The 15,698-nt window shown below is 68.0% G+C and carries 12 protein-coding genes; 4 read left to right on the top strand and 8 right to left on the bottom strand.

The genetic code is table 11. From position 1 onward, the window contains the following. Positions 1–6 precede the first annotated feature (6 nt). From ACQ1RG_RS04815 to eat, 3 genes are all read right to left on the bottom strand, one after another. Complete coding sequence (locus ACQ1RG_RS04815; RefSeq protein ID WP_009379776.1) at positions 7–795, bottom strand: gamma-glutamyl-gamma-aminobutyrate hydrolase family protein; 789 nt, start codon at positions 793–795, stop codon at positions 7–9. Continuing rightward, positions 776–2,260 carry a glutamine synthetase family protein gene (locus tag ACQ1RG_RS04810; protein WP_009379784.1) on the bottom strand — a complete coding sequence of 495 codons (1,485 nt, stop codon included), beginning with the start codon at positions 2,258–2,260 and terminating at the stop codon, positions 776–778. The genes ACQ1RG_RS04815 and ACQ1RG_RS04810 overlap by 20 nt, the downstream gene beginning before the upstream one ends. 92 nt (positions 2,261–2,352) lie before the next feature. Continuing rightward, positions 2,353–3,789 (bottom strand): ethanolamine permease, encoded by a 1,437-nt coding sequence (gene eat, locus ACQ1RG_RS04805; protein ID WP_009379786.1) that lies wholly within the window; start codon positions 3,787–3,789, stop codon positions 2,353–2,355. A gap of 152 nt (positions 3,790–3,941) precedes the next feature. Here eat and ACQ1RG_RS04800 point away from each other — a divergent pair, with 152 nt between their 5' ends. Further along, positions 3,942–4,718 (top strand): FadR/GntR family transcriptional regulator, encoded by a 777-nt coding sequence (locus ACQ1RG_RS04800; protein WP_009379788.1) that lies wholly within the window; start codon positions 3,942–3,944, stop codon positions 4,716–4,718. A 7-nt stretch (positions 4,719–4,725) separates the two neighbouring features. Here the strand turns inward: ACQ1RG_RS04800 and ACQ1RG_RS04795 are convergent, their stop codons facing one another. Further along, a complete protein-coding gene (locus tag ACQ1RG_RS04795; protein WP_430600599.1) occupies positions 4,726–6,147 on the bottom strand; it encodes an 8-oxoguanine deaminase in 1,422 nt (473 codons plus the stop codon). A gap of 489 nt (positions 6,148–6,636) precedes the next feature. On the opposite strand from ACQ1RG_RS04795, the gene ACQ1RG_RS04790 reads away from it, so the two are divergent. After that, positions 6,637–8,247, top strand: coding sequence for a nucleobase:cation symporter-2 family protein (locus ACQ1RG_RS04790; RefSeq protein WP_009379791.1), 1,611 nt, complete (start codon positions 6,637–6,639; stop codon positions 8,245–8,247). Positions 8,248–8,431: 184 nt separating this feature from the next. Here the strand turns inward: ACQ1RG_RS04790 and ACQ1RG_RS04785 are convergent, their stop codons facing one another. From ACQ1RG_RS04785 to ACQ1RG_RS04775, 3 genes are all read right to left on the bottom strand, one after another. After that, on the bottom strand, positions 8,432–10,801 hold the full coding sequence (locus ACQ1RG_RS04785; RefSeq protein ID WP_190246639.1) for an HNH endonuclease signature motif containing protein: 2,370 nt from the start codon (positions 10,799–10,801) through the stop codon (positions 8,432–8,434). 462 nt (positions 10,802–11,263) lie between these two features. Next, on the bottom strand, positions 11,264–11,947 hold the full coding sequence (locus ACQ1RG_RS04780) for an HAD family hydrolase (protein ID WP_009379795.1): 684 nt from the start codon (positions 11,945–11,947) through the stop codon (positions 11,264–11,266). A gap of 374 nt (positions 11,948–12,321) precedes the next feature. Beyond that, positions 12,322–13,062, bottom strand: a complete 741-nt coding sequence (locus ACQ1RG_RS04775) for a M50 family metallopeptidase (protein WP_009379797.1) — start codon at positions 13,060–13,062, stop codon at positions 12,322–12,324. A gap of 284 nt (positions 13,063–13,346) precedes the next feature. Between ACQ1RG_RS04775 and ACQ1RG_RS04770 the strand changes: the two genes are divergently transcribed. Then, a complete protein-coding gene (locus ACQ1RG_RS04770) occupies positions 13,347–14,279 on the top strand; it encodes a PhzF family phenazine biosynthesis protein (RefSeq protein WP_009379799.1) in 933 nt (310 codons plus the stop codon). Between the two features lie 10 nt (positions 14,280–14,289). Beyond that, entirely contained in the window at positions 14,290–15,240 is a 951-nt protein-coding gene (locus tag ACQ1RG_RS04765) for a methyltransferase family protein (RefSeq protein ID WP_009379801.1), read from the top strand. A gap of 13 nt (positions 15,241–15,253) precedes the next feature. Here the strand turns inward: ACQ1RG_RS04765 and ACQ1RG_RS04760 are convergent, their stop codons facing one another. Continuing rightward, positions 15,254–15,628 carry a VOC family protein gene (locus tag ACQ1RG_RS04760; RefSeq protein WP_197932193.1) on the bottom strand — a complete coding sequence of 125 codons (375 nt, stop codon included), beginning with the start codon at positions 15,626–15,628 and terminating at the stop codon, positions 15,254–15,256. Between the last annotated feature and the right edge of the window lie 70 nt (positions 15,629–15,698).

The raw sequence follows: 15,698 nt of genomic DNA, 5'->3' as shown, positions 1-15,698 counted from the left end.
TCTCCTTCACGTTGTGATCCTCTCGCCGAGGCGGACCCCGGTTCCGCTCATCCGCTGCCTGGCCGCGTCGACGAGGGCTGAGACGACGCGGGCGTCGTCCGGGTTGTGCTCGGGGTGCCACTGCACCGCGAACAGCCACCCGTCCTCACCGGTCTCCGCAGAGCGGGCAGGGTCGGGTTCGATGGCTTCGATAAGTCCGTCACCGCTGCGGGCGGTGACGACGAATCCCTCGCCGAGGCGGTCGACCGCCTGATGGTGATAGCAGGGTGCCGTAGCCGCCTCCCCGAGGATGGCCCGGGCGAGGCTGCCCGGCTCCGTCGTCACTGCGACCTCGCCGTAGACGCCGGGGTTCGGCTGGTAGTCGGAGTGCCCGAGGACCTCGGGCAGGTGCTGGATGAGGGTGCCCCCGGTGGCCACGGTGATGACCTGGAGGCCCCGGCAGATGCCGAGGACGGGCAGCCCGCGCTCCCGCGCGCCGCGGAAGAGGAGGAACTCGGACTCGTCGCGGAAGGGCTGGGAGGCGGTCCGCTCGTGCGGAACCTGTCCGTACGCCTCGGCGGTGACATCGGCACCGCCTGCGATGAGGAGGCCGTCGACGCGGTCGAGGACCTCGGGCGTCTGCCCGTGCGGGGGCAGGAGGACGGGGATCGCCCCGCACCCCGCGACCATCCGGACGTAGTCGGCGGGGATGAGGGCCGCCTCGGCGTCCCAGACTCCCCACTGGGCCTGCTGCATGTACGAGGTGATCGCGATGACCGGGGCGGCGTCCGCCCTCTCAGAGTCGTTCGAAGCCACGGATCCTCTCCCAGTCGGTCACGGTCGCATTGTAGGCGTCGAGTTCGACATCGGCGGCATGGACGTAGTGGCGCACGACGTCATCTCCGAAGGCCGCCTTGGCGATCTCGGAGGTTTCGAGCAGGTCGCGGGCACCGGTGAGCGTCGTCGGCAGGCGCTTCGCATCGGTCGTGTACGCGTTGCCTTCAGTGATCGGCGGGAGTTCGAGTTCGTTCTCGATCCCGTGGAGGCCGGCGGCGATGAGGGCGGCCGCGGCGAGGTAGGGGTTGAGGTCGGCGCCGCCGACCCGGCATTCGACGCGCAGGGACGGTCCGTGCCCGACGACGCGGAACGCGCACGTGCGGTTGTCGAAGCCCCAGGCCACGGCGGTGGGGGCGAACGAGCCCTCGACGAAGCGCTTGTAGGAGTTGATGTTCGGGGCGAAGAAGTACGTGAAGTCCTCGATGCAGGCGAGCTGGCCGGCGATGAAGTGCTCCATGAGTGGGGAGAAGCCGTGCTCACCGTCGCCGGCCATGACCATGTCGCCGTCAGCGGATCGGAAGCTTAAGTGGATGTGGCACGACGATCCCTCCTTCTGGTCGTACTTCGCCATGAAGGTGATCGACTTGCCGTGCTGGGCGGCGATCTCCTTCGCCCCGTTCTTGTAGACCGCATGGTCGTCGCAGGCCTTGAGCGCCTGCTGATAGCGGAAGGTGATCTCGTGCTGACCGAAGTTGCACTCGCCCTTCGCTCCCTCGACGTAGAGGCCGGCACCGGCCATCGAGTTGCGGATGTCGCGCAGCAGCGGTTCGATCCTAGCGGTGCCGAGGAGGGAGTAGTCGACGTTGTACTGGTTCGCCGGGGTCATCCCCTGGTACTTCGAGGCGAACGCGTCCTCGTAGCTCGTATCGAAGGTGATGAACTCGAGTTCGGTGCCGACGTGGGCGCTCATCCCCGCCTCGGCGAGGCGGTCGAGCTGCTTCTTGAGTATCTGCCGGGGGGAGGCGGTCACCTCGGCGCCGGTGGTCCAGAGGAGATCGCAGTTGACCATGGCCGTGCCCGGCTGCCATGGGATGAGGCGCAGGGTCGCGAGGTCGGGCTGCATGACCATGTCGCCGTACCCGGTCTCCCACGAGGACATCTCGTAGCCGTCGACGGTGTTCATGTCGACGTCGACGGCGAGCAGGTAGTTGCAGGCCTCGGAGCCGTGCCCAGCGACGTCGTCGAGGAAGAACTGTGCGCCCAGGCGTTTGCCCTGGAGGCGTCCCTGGGCGTCGGTGACGGCGACGACGACGGTGTCGATCTCTCCGGCCTCGGTGAGTCGGCGCAGTTCGTCGAGGGTGAGCGGCTTCGCCTGGAGGGATCCGCGGGTGGTCCGCTGCGGGGCGTGTGCCGTCGTGGGCGCCGAGGCGGCTGCCGGGGCGACATCGGCAGGGGCTGCCGCCTCGGCGGAGGTGGCCTCGGAGGGCGTGGTCAGATGGGTCATCGGTGGTACCTCAGTTCTCTGTGCGTGCTGTCTCGTCGGTCGTTGAGGTGGTCAGGATCTGTCTGAGTCCGCTGTCTGTCTGAGTCCGCTGTCTATTTGAGTTCGCTCTCGGCGGCCTCGATCTGGGCGAACTCCTCTTCGGGTGCGCTCGCGACGAGGTGGTGGCGGGAGTAGAACCAGAAGTAGGCGAGCGCGATGAGGAAGACGCCGGCGGCGATCGCGGCGGCGAGGATGTCGACGAAGAAGGTCGCGACGACGGCCACCGAGGCAAGCACGAGGGCGATGCCCGTCGTCACGACACCGCCGGGGGTGCGGTAACCGCGAGGCAGGTCCGGCTCCTTGAAGCGCAGGCGGATGTGCGAGAGGTTGAGCAGGACGTAGGAGACGGTGGCGCCGAAGACGGCGACGTTGAGGAGGACTCCGCCGTTGCCGCCGGAGAGGACGGCGATGAGGAAGCCGATCGTGCCGGGGACGATGAGCGCGAGGACCGGGGTCTTGCGCTTGCCGGTCAGGGAGAGCCATTTGGGCAGGTAACCGGCGCGGGAGAGCGCGAAGAGCTGGCGGGAGTAGGCGAAGATGATCGAGAAGAAACTCGCGATGAGACCCGCGAGGCCCGCCCAGTTGACGAAGGTCGCCAGCCACGAGTTCTCGCCGTAGACGAAGCGCAGCGCCTCGGGCAGCGGGTTGTCGGATTCGCCCATGGCCGCCGAGCCCGCGATGCCGGGGACGAGGAGGAGCATGAGAGCGCCGAAGACGACGAGGATCGCCATCGCGGTGATGATGCCGCGGGGCATGTCGCGCTTCGGGTCGGCGGATTCCTCGGCGGCCAGGGGCACGCCCTCGATCGCGAGGAAGAACCAGATGCCGAAGACGAGCGAGGCGAGCAGACCGCTGAAGCCCATCGGCAGGAACGCGCTCGAGCCGAGAGCGGTCGTCGGTTCGATGTCGAAGAGGTTCGCGGCATCGAAGTGGCCGACCGCGGCGACGACGAAGACGATGAGGGCGATGACGGCGATCGCGGTGATGACGAACATCAGCCGCAGCGCCTCGCCGACGCCCCAGAGGTGGACGCCGGCGAAGATCGCGTACGCGGCGAGGTAGATCGTCCACGTGGGGACGGATTCGGGGAGGATGCCGAGGGCTTGGACGTAGCCGGCGATGAACGTCGAGATCGCCGCCGGAGCCATTGTGTACTCGATGAGGATCGCCATGCCTGTGGCGAAGCCGCCCAGCGGGCCGAGCGCGCGGCGGGCGAATCCGTAGCCGGCGCCCGCGGTCGGCAGGGTCGAGGAGAGCTCGGCGAGGCCGAAGACCATGCACACGTACATGAGCCCCATGAGGAGGAAGGCGATGAGGAGACCGCCCCAGCCGCCTTCGGCGAGGCCGAGGTTCCAGCCGGAGAAGTCACCGGAGATGACGTAGGCGACGCCGAGGCCGGCGAGCAGGATCCACCCGGCCGCGCCCTTCTTCAGCTGCCGCTTCTCGAGGTAGTTCTCGTCGACGTTGCCGTACTCGATGTTCTTGCTCATATCCGCCCCATCACGTTCAATGGATCACAATCAGACCATTGGCTGGGGTCGAATGTAGTATGACTCAGATCACGGTGTCAAGGATCTGCCGAAGGTCGAGACGAGCTCCGTCGAGGCCGCGGAGGGAAGTCGAGGTGAGAGGAGGTTTGGGCGTGGAACGGACTGCCGATGCCGGGGACGAGAGGCACAGCGCCGCTGGCTCTCCCACTCGCCCTGCCCGGATGCGCGGGGGCAACGTCTTCGAGCACACGATCGCCGAGCTGCTGCGCGCGATCCGCCTCGGCCAGTACCTCGTCGGGGACAAGCTGCCGCCCGAGCGGGAGCTCGCCGCGCGGATCGACGTCTCACGGGCCACCCTGCGCCAGGCGCTGAGCGAACTGCAGACAGCCGGCGTCGTCGACGTCCGGCGGGGCCGGTACGGAGGCGCCTTCGTCACCCGGCTGCCGAGCGCGGACACGGGAGCCGGGGTCGACCTCGGCGAGCTCGACGATGCGGTGCGGTTCCGGCACATCCTCGAGACCTCGGCGGCACGGATCGTGGCCGGTCGCGAACTCGGCGCCGAGGAGCGGGAGAGGCTCATCTCCGCGGAGCGGAGCTGCTGGATGCCGCTGGGGTCCTCGGCCGAGGACATCGAGCAGTTCCGCGCCCTCGATGCCCGCTTCCATCTCACGATCGCCGAGCTCACAGGCATCCCGTCGCTCGCGCATGCCGCGGCGACGACGCGGGACCGGATCAATGCGCTGCTCGATCGGATTCCGTTCATCCACACGAACGTCGAGCATTCGTGCACGCAGCATCAGCAGCTCGTCGCAGCGATCCTCGACCATGACGCCGAGGCGGCGGCGACGCTGGCGGCCCAGCACGCCGAGGGCACCGAGCAGCTCCTGCGCGGATTCCTCGAGGGGGACGGCTCGACAAAGGAGCGGTGAGTAGGACTCACCCGCTGAGGAGCCGTCGCGCCTCCTCCTGGTGGGCGGCGATGAGGGCCTCCTTGTCGAGCGCCTGCCCGTCCGCGTCGATCGCGTGACCGTCGATTACGCGCCACTGCCCGCCGACCATGACGCGGTCGGCCTTCTCCGCGCCGCAGAGGACGAGGGCGGGGATCGGGTCGTGGGAGCCGGAGAACGCGAGGCCGTCGAGGCGGAACAGCGCGAGGTCGGCCTGCCTGCCGACCGCGATGGTGCCGATGTCGTCGCGGCCCAGCGCTGCCGCCGAACCCGCGGTCGCCCAGTCGAGGACGCGCTCGCACGTGACCGCCTCGGCGCCGTAGCGCAGACGCTGGAGGTAGAGGGCCTGCCGGACCTCCCGGATGAGGTTCGAGGCGTCGTTCGAGGCAGAGCCGTCGACGCCGAGGCCGACGTGGACGCCCGCGTCCTCGAGTTCGACGGCGCGGGCGATGCCCGAGGCCAGGCGCATGTTCGAGGTCGGACAGTGGGCGACGGAGACGCCGGCCGCGCCGAGGCGGGCGATCTCCTCGTCGTCGAAGTGGATTCCGTGGGCGAGCCACGTGCGATCGCCGAGCCAGCCGACCGAGTCGAGGTAGTCGACGGTGCGCAGACCGAAGCGCTCGCGGCAGAAGTCCTCCTCGTCGAGGGTCTCGGCGAGGTGGGTGTGGAGGCGGACGTCGAGGTCGGCGGCGAGCGCCGCGGACTCGCGCATGAGCTCGGTGGTCACCGAGAACGGGGAACACGGGGCGAGGCCGATCTGCACCTGCGCGCCGGCGCCGCGCTCGTGATAGGTCTCGACGAGGCGGCGGGAGTCGGCGAGGATGACCTCGGGGTCCTGGACGGTCTGCTGCGGCGGGAGGCCTCCGTCCTCCTCGCCGAGGGACATCGATCCGCGGGTGAGCATCGCGCGCATGCCGAGGCGGCGGACGGCCTCGACCTCGATGTCGATCGCGTCGTCCATGCCCGTCGGGAAGAGGTAGTGGTGGTCGGCGGCAGCCGTGCAGCCGGATTCGAGGAGTTCGGCCAGGGCGACGGTGGTCGCGAGCTCGAGGGCCTGCGGAGTCAGGCGCGCCCACACGGGGTAGAGGTTCGTCAGCCAGCCGAAGAGCGGGAGGTCGGCGACGGGAGCCCACGCGCGGGTGAGCGTCTGATAGAAGTGGTGATGGGTGTTGATGAGCCCCGGGGTGATGACGTGATCGCTGACGTCGATGATCTCGTCGAAGGCTCCGGCGGGGCCGCTGCTCGATGCCCCATCGTCCACGGGCCCACCGCCCACAGGCTCGCGGCCAGCCGGCACGAGCTCGACGATCGTCCCGGTCTCAGTGTCGATGACGATCCCACCGTCGGCGGTCGCGTCAGTATTGCGGCCGAGGTGGACGGCCTTGGGATTGCGCAGCCAGATTCTGGACATCTGCGTCGCCTCTCGTGCGTGTGCTCTCAGGTGGGCCACGGCCCGCCCGCTGTCGCGGCGACTGCGCTGGGGCGATCGCCGCCAGCTCAGGTTTCACGGCGTCTGCTGCTCCGCCGGTCGGTGCGCAGTCCCTCTTCGCAGGCTTCGATCCGAGTCCGAACGGAAGTCCGAGCCGCGTGCGATTTGTGCCTGCGGGGCACACCGACAAGACTGCACTCTAGCATGTGTTCCGGATCACGAATTCGAGTTGCCATCGCCGTTCACTTCGCCTAGTGTTCTGCGATAAGGAAACTTTCTTTCACATCTTGGAAGTTGTTCCCGAGAATTGAATGATGATGAGCAGAGGTGCCGACCCCTCGCAGGTGAGGTCTCGGCTCCGTGGAAGCCGCTGGCGAGCTCATGGAGGTCGGACTGACATCCGACCGCTCCGGTTCGAGTCCGGATACTCAGGCTCGCGTCCGGGGGCCCGGATCAGCGGGCAGGAATTCAATGGAGAAGCAGATGTCGGTGTCCAAGCAGTCACAGCAGAAGCAGCGTCGCCCCGAGGACGAGCGACTTCCCGTCGGGACGTCGTTCGCCTACGGGTTCCAACACGTCCTCACTATGTACGGCGGAATCATCGCCGTGCCGCTCATCATCGGCAAGGCCGCCGGACTCGACGACAGCGGCATCAGCGTGCTCATCGCCTCGTGTCTGTTCATGGGCGGCCTCGCGACGATCCTCCAGTCGTGGGGCGTGCCGTTCTTCGGGTCGCAGCTGCCGCTCGTCCAGGGCGTGTCGTTCGCCGGCGTCGCGACGATGACGGCGATCCTCGCGGGAGGCGACGGTCTGCCGGAGGTCTTCGGAGCGGTCATCGTCGCCTCGGCGATCGGCCTCATCGTCGCCCCGGGATTCGCGCTCATCGTCAAGTTCTTCCCACCGGTGGTCACGGGAACGGTGATCACGACGATCGGTCTCTCGCTCATGCCGGTGGCCGCGGGCTGGGCAATGGGAGGCAACGCCGAGGCCCCCGACTACGGGAGCATGCGCAACATCCTCATCGCCGTCGGCACCCTCGCCGTCGTCCTCCTACTCAGCAGGATCCCGGTCGCCATGATCTCGCGGCTGTCGATCCTCCTCGCGATCGTCGTCGGCACGATCGTCTGCCTGATCTTCGGCTGGGCGGACTTCTCGAACGTGCTCGATCGCGGCGTCTTCGCCTTCCCCGAACCCTTCGCGTTCGGCATGCCGACATTCTCCGCGGCGGCGATCATCTCGATGTTCATCGTCATCATCGTCACCTTCGCTGAGACCACCGCCGACATCATCGCCGTCGGCGAGATCGTGAAGACGAAGGTCGACTCGAAGCGCATCGCCAACGGCCTGCGCGCCGACATGCTCTCCTCCGCCGTGTCCCCGGTCTTCAACTCGTTCACCCAGTCGGCGTTCGCACAGAACGTCGGTCTCGTGGCGATCACGGGCGTGAAGTCGCGGTTCGTCGTCACGGCCGGCGGCGTCATCCTCGTCGTCCTCGGTCTGCTGCCCGTCATGGGCGGGGTCGTCGCGGCGATCCCCTCCCCTGTCCTCGGCGGCGCCGGCATCGTCCTCTTCGGAACGGTCGCGGCGTCGGGCATCCGCACCCTGTCGAAGGTCGAGTACGAGGGCAACCTCAACATGATCATCGTCGCGGTCTCGCTCGCGTTCGGCATCATCCCGGTCGTCGCGCCGGAGTTCTACAACGCCTTCCCGTCGTGGGTCGGCATCATCCTCCATTCGGGCATCTCGTCCGCGACGATCATGGCCGTCCTCCTCAACCTCATCTTCAACCACATCGGCGCGAAGTCGAAGGACCGCTCCGATCGCTCGGTGTTCGTCGCCGGCACCGGTCGCGTGGTCCGCAGGGAGGACCTGCAGCGCCTGCTCGATCACGAGGCCATCCTCGCCGAGGGCGACACCATCAAGGACGGCCGCATCGTCGACTGCAACGGTGAGGAGGTCCCGGTCGTCACCGACGACCAGCACGAGAAGATCGCCGAGGCGGTCCGCAACGGCGAGGTCAAGACCCGTGACGATGTCCGCCGGGTGATCGAGGAGACGGGAACGGAGACGCCCGACCGCTGACAGACCGGGTCGGTGAGCCTGTCGAAGGTGGAGAGCGGTGCAGAGAAGGATGGCCCAGTCAGTCTGACTGGGCCGTCCCCCTTTGAGTGGTTGTGCGGTCATGCGGTTATCTGACCCGGTTATCGAGTAGTCGTGGGAGTGGGTGGCCAAGCGGGCCTGGTCGAAAGACTGAGGAACAGGCCGGTCAGAACGGCGGGGGTTCGCCGTTGTCCCAGACCCAGCGCCGTACCTTCGAGTTCTGTGGGTTCGACTTTCGAGCGCCCGGATTCTGGGGGCCAGGATTCCGAGAGTTTCGCTCCTGGGAGTTCGTGTGCGCCATGGTCGGATCGCCTGAGTCCTCACCCTCACGGCACCGGAGCAGCCACGGGGAGATTTCCGGCGCGCTCACCCAGCCTGGAGAGCCGACGCTTCCTTCGGGCCCAGGGCACTCCTCAGCGAACATGGTGTCACCCGGTTCCGGCACAGGAGTGACTGCATCGCTATGCGAGCCACCGTCGCGCTCCGAGCCACCGTCGCCACCCGCAGCGCTGCCTCGTTCCGAAACAGTGCCCGCGCCATCGTCTGTCGCTGGAGCGTCTCCCACGTTCCCGCTCACGCTCTGAGCCCCGTCGCCCATCAGCCGAGCCGCGTCGCCCATCAGCCGAGCCGCGTCGCCCATCAGCCGAGCGTTCTCGATGTTGACAGGGTTGTCCCCTGCAGCCACCGTCGCCCTGATTCCGTGCGGGAATCGGTACTCCAGCACGCCGTTCTCGTCCATGCTCACCGAGTACTTCCCGTCGGTCTTCGCCTGGTGGTCCTTCTTGCACAGCGGGTGGAGGTTGCCGAACACGGTGAGTCCGCCCGTGGCCGGATCATCGTGGTTGTAGGGGATGATGTGATCGACTTCGGAGGACTCCGCTCGCCGTCGACAGCCGGGCATCGTGCATCTCTGCCATTTCGTCACCAGCGTCTGTCGCACCGACTGCGGGATGTAGTAGCTCTTGGCCTTGGCGTCGATGGGAGTACCGGTGGCAGGATCGGTGAGGATCCTGGTCCAGGTCGAGCACTGGCCAGCGATCGCCCTCGCCGTCTCCGCCGGGATCGGCGACCCATCGGGGAAGGCGCCGGGCAGGTCGGACTGTCCGAGAAGAGTCATACAGGGCACGGTGGTGATCATCTTCGCCTGCAGGGCGAACCAGTACGGACCCGTCGGCATCGACACGAGCACTTTGATGCGACTGCGACCCTGTTCGTCGCGATCGACGACCGAACCGGAGTCCAGCTCGTAATCCTCGGCGACGATGCCATCGGACTCGGCAAGTCTGCCGGAACCGTCATGGGGAAGTCCGTCAGCGCGAAGTCCGTCGGCGCGGAGTCCGTCAGCGCCGGCCCGGGCGCCGTCCTCGGCCCCGTCCCCGGTTCCGCCGCCGACCGAAGCGGTGCTCTTGCCGGCCGGGATGCTCGTGGCGGTGTCGACCGCCTCGGCGATGGAATCATCGATGTCGTCGACGCTGCGGACATGCTCGAGGTCGAGCGGGATCTGCCGAGTCGTCGTCGCCCCAGTTTCGGTGTCTTCCGCGAGGACTTCGATGCGGACCTGGGGACGGGTGCATGTGGCGATGTCGAACATCAGCGCGTCGATCGCACGATCGTCGTCGATGACGGCACCCTCGGGCAGCTGGTCGGCGAAACAGGCTGTGTTGCCGTTGCGGATCGCCTTCGCGAATGCCTCGATCCGCAGATAGTAGGCCTGCAGGTCGGCCGCGGGTCCGACGAGGGAGACGCTGGCAGTCCCGTCGGGATACGTCGTAATGGACACCCGTCGTTTCTCGTGCGCCGTCTTCGTACGATCGGGTTCGGGCTGGATCGCATTGATCCGTGTGCCCAGGGACTTCGCGAACGTCTCCGGGGTGATGTCGGCACGCCTCCCGGCAAGGTAGTCGTCGATGTTCGGCAGCAGTGCGAAGCGCACGTCCTGGCACAGCCGCGTCGCGACGTTGACGTGTTCGATGGTGAACTCGCCGCCGAGGCAGCGCTGATAGAACTGCGGCAACCCGTGAACGAGGATCATCGACGCGGTCACGTGGCTGTAGGTGCGCGAGGTCGTCGCGCCGAGGACGGTGGCGAATTCGGCAAGGTCCTCGGTGTGGGAGTACATGTGCACCCAGGTGTAGAACGTCGAGTCCGGCCGAAACCGCGGGAACCCCGGCAGATGCTCGGGTTCCGGGGAATCTGCGCCGAGTCCTGCTCCACCGAGTCCTGCTGCAGAGACTGCTGCTTCGCCGGCAGCGCCGACAGCTGCTTCGTCGGGGGAGGCATCGGTGGGTCCGTCCGCGTTCGAGGACTCCGCTTCGTCGGTACGGCCATCGGAGTTCGCGGACTCACCCTCGTCGGTCACAGCCTCCGCAGACGCACCACTGTTCGAAGGGCCTTCGAGCTCGTCGCTCTCGGGAACCTCATACCTGTGGGCGGTGTCGATGAACGACGCATGTGCATAGGGCTCATCAGGCCGCGGGTTGAGCAGGCGGAGGTGCTCGATGACTTCGTCGAGGAACAGCCCGGCAGTGGTCCGCATCGCGTCGAAATGCGCGCGGTCACAGGCGGTGTAGACAGAAAGGGCGTCGGCGAACGGGGAATCGGGGTCGACATCGAAACGAGGAGTGCGCGGCTGATTCGGCTGGTCACCACCAGCGGCATCGCAAGCGGCCCCATCAGGGTTCGAAGGGTCCTCCACTGCCGGTCACCTGCCTTTCCACTTCAGTGTGGATCGTTGATTCCAGTGTAGGTCACGTCACAAATCGTGTCAATCCTTTTTTCGAAATCTCTTCGAACGTCGAATTCATTGAATTTCGGACGCTCAGTGATTTTCGGCTGCCAATCGGCAGGCTGGGGCAACCTATCGGCAGGCTGAAAGGACGGGCCGACTGAACGGCCGAGCAGGCCGACTGCACGTCCGAGCAGGCTGAATCGGCAGCCCAGAGTGCAATTCGTCGTTCTGGAATCAGAGGCGGACAGGTGGGAAACCCAGTCCCAGCCCTCACCCCTCGCGCGTGACCAGCCCCGGCAGCTCCGCCATCGAGTCGAAGGTCGCGTCGGCGCCGGCGGCGAGCAGGGTCTCGGGCGTCTGGTGCACGGGCGACGGCGGGCAGAAGCCGAAGACGTAGGATCCGGCGGCCCGCCCCGCGATGACGCCGGTCGGGGAGTCTTCGATGACGGCCGCCTCGGCGGGGTCGACTCCGAGCGCATGCGCGGCGGCGAGGTAGACGTCGGGGGCGGGCTTCGACCGCGGCAGCTCCATGCCGGAGAAGATCCGTCCTTTGAAGACGTCGTAGAGGCCGATCTTCTTCAGCTGCAGTTCGATCTTGGGCCGGTCGGCGCTCGAGGCGCACGCGAGCCTGCCGGGGTAGGCCTTCTCGATGATGTGGACGGCGTCGACGACGCCGGGGATCGCCTCGAGGCGGGCCTCGAGCTCGACGTTGCGTCGCTGTCGGAAGTCGGCGAGCCAGTCGGCGTCGATCCGCACGCCCGTGTGCTCCTCGATGACGTCGGCCTCGTCGCGGAGCATCTTGCCGACGAACCGGGCGACGGCCTCCTCCTGGGTCAGGTCCCATCCCATGTCCGCGAGCATCCCGCGCAGCACCTCGTTCGTGATGCTCTCGGAATCGACGAGGACGCCGTCACAGTCGAACAGCACGGCAGCGAACTTCGGGCTCAGATCCATAGTCCGATTCTGTCATCCCACCGTGGGCGCCGTACGCAGGGGTTCCGTGCACCGGTCCCTGCCGACCGTCCAGGCGGGGAGGTGGAGCATCCCCTCGCCGAGGCGGCTGTGCCCGCCCGCACGAATCGTGCATCGCCGTTGGGGTGGCCCGGTCCCCAGTGACTGCGGTCGCCCGGTCGCCCTGTAATCTTCGGCGGCCCGGGGACCTCCGGCCACCCGCGGAACCCCGGCCCTAGGGAACGAGGGCTCCTTGGGAACTCCGGCGCCTGAGGAAACTCGGATCACCGGGAAGATCCAGTCCGGTGGAACCCCGGTTGACCAGGGATCCCGACGACGGTCGGGATTCGGGGGCAAGCCCCGCCTCGGCGAGGGGATCAGACGACGAACGCCGAGTAGATGAGGAGTCCCGACCCGATCGCGCACCCGACGATGACGAGGGCGAACAGGGTGAGCCAGCCGCCCGCGGGGATCGCGGAGCCGCGGCTGAGGATGAACGCGTCGGACTGCTGGACGTTCCGACGGCGGGTGTGGACGCGGATGACCTTGACGAGGTCCTTGAGCGAGCCGAGGGCGAGCGCGACGCCGAGCCCGGCGACGAAGACCGCGATCCACTCGGGCGGCAGGAAGACGACGAGGAACTGCGCGGCCACTGCCGTGCACACGGCGATGACGACGCCGGCGACGTTGCGGATGAAGATGAGCGCGATGAGGAGGACGAGCGCACCGAGCGAGAGCGCGAGCGGTGCCCAGCCGTAGATCGCCGAGGTGATGAGGACGAGCCCGAGCACCGCCGGTGCCGGATATCCCCAGAATCCCGCCCACGTTGCGGAGAATCCGACCCGACCGAACGAATTCATCTGCCCCGAGTGGTCGAAGTTGAGCGAGATCCCGCGCACGACCCGTCCGGTCGTCAGCGCCGCGAAGGCGTGACCGAGTTCGTGGACGAAGGTGACGAAGAGCCCGAAGAACCGCCAGATCGCCGGCGTCATCGTGATGATCAGAGGCACGCCGAGGATGATGAGCAGCTGCGTCGGCCCGAGCTCGAGTCCGTCCCCGCGTCCGAATCCGGAGGTGATGGCCTCCCACCACGTCTCCACGCCCTGCCTGAGATCCATCGTCACCTCGTCGATCCTCGCTCGCCCCGTCCCGGCCCCGTCCTGAGCGCCGAGTCCGGACCCAGTCCTGAGCGCCCAAGTCTAGGAACGGAGTCTGAGTGACGCGCTCAGCTCGGTGGGAGGCTGTCCACAGGTCGGGCGGGCAGCACTGTCGGCGAAGCCGGAACGAACGACTCCGATCGACAAGTCCCCTTTCTGCGTCGGAGCCTCGGGGGCTGTGTGAGAACGCGGAGCTTGCCCCACTACGATGGGAACAGGTCAGCCATGACGATGAGGAGTCCCCCATGCCCCGCAGTCGCGAGTTCGCCCAGGTCGATGTCTTCTCCCGCGAGCCCTTCCGAGGCAATCCTGTCGCCGTGATCCTCGACGCCGAGGGACTCACCGACGACGAGATGGCACAGATCGCGAACTGGACGAACCTCTCGGAGACGACGTTCGTCCTCCCGCCCACCGATGAGCGGGCCGACTACCGCCTGCGGATCTTCACCCCCTCCCGCGAACTGCCCTTCGCCGGACACCCCACGCTCGGCTCGGCCGCGGCATGGCTGGCAGCCGGCGGCACCCCGCACAGCGAGACGACGGTCGTCCAGGAGTGCGGCGTCGGCCTCGTCGACCTCCGCCGCAGCGGCCCCGACAGCAGCACGACCACCACCGCCGACCTCTCCTTCGCCGCTCCCGAGCTCCTCCGCTCCGGACCGCTCGCCGACGACGACGTCGCAGCCATCGCCTCGGCGCTCGGCATCGACCGGACCGAGATCCTCGACCACGCGTGGGTCGACAACGGTCCCGGCTGGGCGGCGGTGCGCCTCGACTCCGCGGAGAGGGTCCTTGCCCTCACCCCCGACTTCTCGGCGATCCCGGACACGAAGCTCGGCGTCGTCGGCGCCCACCCGGCAGGCTCCGAACACGCCTACGAGGTCCGCGCCTTCGTCCCCGGCGTCGGCGTCGCCGAGGATCCCGTCACCGGCAGCCTCAATGCCTCGGTCGCGCAGTGGCTCATCGGGCAGGGCCTCGTCCCCGATTCCTACACCGCGACCCAGGGCACCGCGATCGGCCGCGCCGGGGTCATCAGCATCAGGTCCGAGCGCCCGACCCCGGGCGACTCAGACCCGAACCCCGACGAGGCAGCCCTCACCGAAACAGCCCCAACCCCCGCCCCGTCGATCTGGGTCGGCGGCCCGACGACGGTGCGCATCACCGGCACGATCGAGGCGTGAGGAGCTGACGATGCCGCACACCCGCCCCTCCACGGACCTGCCGCTCACCCGCACCCACGCCCGGATCTGGTTCGCCCTCCAGGCCCTCGCCGGAGCCGCATGGTGGTTCGGCGTCTTCACCGTCCCCGGCATCCGCACCGCGACGCTCGGGTCCCTCGAGCCGGTCGTCGTCGCCGTCTTCGACATCCCACTCTTCGTTCTCGCCTCCGCGGCCGTGGCCCTCGGCGTCCGCCTGGCCGTGTGGGTCGTCGTCCCCTGGACGATCCTCGTCGCCCTCGGCATGACCGTCTACGCGACGGTGACCACCGAGGCGGGACTCGGTGCCGTGGCGATGATCGCCGCCGCTGTCGCGAGCACGATCGCCGGTGCCCTCATGCTCGCCGGCCGCATCCCGACCGAACGCCTCCTCTTCGGTCCGTTCGCGTTCTCGAGCTCCCGGACCGAGGACGAGCGCTCCCTGCTCATGCGCACCGGCATCCAGCTCGTGTGCTTCTGGGGCGTCTTCCTCGTCATCATCCCGTGGATCATCTCCGCGCTCGAGGAGCGCTGGGGCCTCGAGGTGAAGTTCCCCGTCCTCGTCGTCCTCGCCGGCTTCGCCCTCCTCGTCCTCGCGAGCGCGCTCGGCATCTGGTCGGCGGTGACGATGGCGCGCTACGGCGGCGGCACGCCCCTGCCCGCGGAGATGCCCAACCGTCTCGTCGACGACGGCCCCTACCGCTTCCTCCGCAACCCGATGGCCGTCGCCGGGGTCGCCCAGGGCGTGGCGATCGGCATGTTCATCGACTCATGGCTCGTCATCGCCTACGCCCTGGCCGGGTCCCTGCTGTGGAACTGGATGATCCGCCCCCTCGAGGAGGCCGACCTCCGCGACCGCTTCGGTGCCGACTTCGACGACTACTCCGCCGAGGTGGCCTGCTGGGTCCCGAAGCCCCGATCGACCGCGCGCAGCGAGTCCGACTGAGTCCTACCTCCCCTCACCGAGGTGACGCCTCGTGGACGGTGACCGCGTAGCCGTCAGGGTCGGCGAAAGTGAAGGTGAGCCCGAACGGGCTCGGGGCCGGTTCCCGGAGGATCGGCACCCCCGCCTCGGCGAGGGAGTCATGCAGCCCTGCCGCGTCCTCGCAGGCCAGCCACAGCGCCACACCGACTCCTGGCCGCTCGACGGCGTCGAGATCGACCCCCGGCAGGGGCTCGCGCACGGCGAAGGGGGTCGGCGTCGTCTGGAAGACGACGGCCCCGGGCGGGCTGGCGTCGGCGCGCTCGAGGCCGAGCCGGCCGGTGTAGAACTCCGCCGACGCCTCGACGTCGCGGACCTGCAGGGCGACGAAATCCACTCCTGTGACATCCATGGTCTCTGTCCTCTCTCGTGTCTCGAACGGCGCTGCTCTCGCACCGGCTCGATTCCTATGTCAGGTTTCT

The organism is Brevibacterium sp. K72, from assembly GCF_050562175.1.
Lineage (GTDB): Bacteria > Actinomycetota > Actinomycetes > Actinomycetales > Brevibacteriaceae > Brevibacterium > Brevibacterium casei.
The sequence above is the reverse complement of the archived record's forward strand: the minus strand, read 5'-3'. Positions and strand labels throughout refer to the sequence as shown.

Coding starts and splice junctions, on each gene's coding strand:
- ACQ1RG_RS04810 (WP_009379784.1), bottom strand. CDS start 2,260: ATGACCCATCTGACCACGCCCTCCGAGGCCACCTCCGCCGAGGCGGCA.
- eat (WP_009379786.1), bottom strand. CDS start 3,789: ATGAGCAAGAACATCGAGTACGGCAACGTCGACGAGAACTACCTCGAG.
- ACQ1RG_RS04795 (WP_430600599.1), bottom strand. CDS start 6,147: ATGTCCAGAATCTGGCTGCGCAATCCCAAGGCCGTCCACCTCGGCCGC.
- ACQ1RG_RS04790 (WP_009379791.1), top strand. CDS start 6,637: ATGGAGAAGCAGATGTCGGTGTCCAAGCAGTCACAGCAGAAGCAGCGT.
- ACQ1RG_RS04785 (WP_190246639.1), bottom strand. CDS start 10,801: ATGCGGACCACTGCCGGGCTGTTCCTCGACGAAGTCATCGAGCACCTC.
- ACQ1RG_RS04780 (WP_009379795.1), bottom strand. CDS start 11,947: ATGGATCTGAGCCCGAAGTTCGCTGCCGTGCTGTTCGACTGTGACGGC.
- ACQ1RG_RS04775 (WP_009379797.1), bottom strand. CDS start 13,062: ATGGATCTCAGGCAGGGCGTGGAGACGTGGTGGGAGGCCATCACCTCC.
- ACQ1RG_RS04770 (WP_009379799.1), top strand. CDS start 13,347: ATGCCCCGCAGTCGCGAGTTCGCCCAGGTCGATGTCTTCTCCCGCGAG.
- ACQ1RG_RS04765 (WP_009379801.1), top strand. CDS start 14,290: ATGCCGCACACCCGCCCCTCCACGGACCTGCCGCTCACCCGCACCCAC.
- ACQ1RG_RS04760 (WP_197932193.1), bottom strand. CDS start 15,628: ATGGATGTCACAGGAGTGGATTTCGTCGCCCTGCAGGTCCGCGACGTC.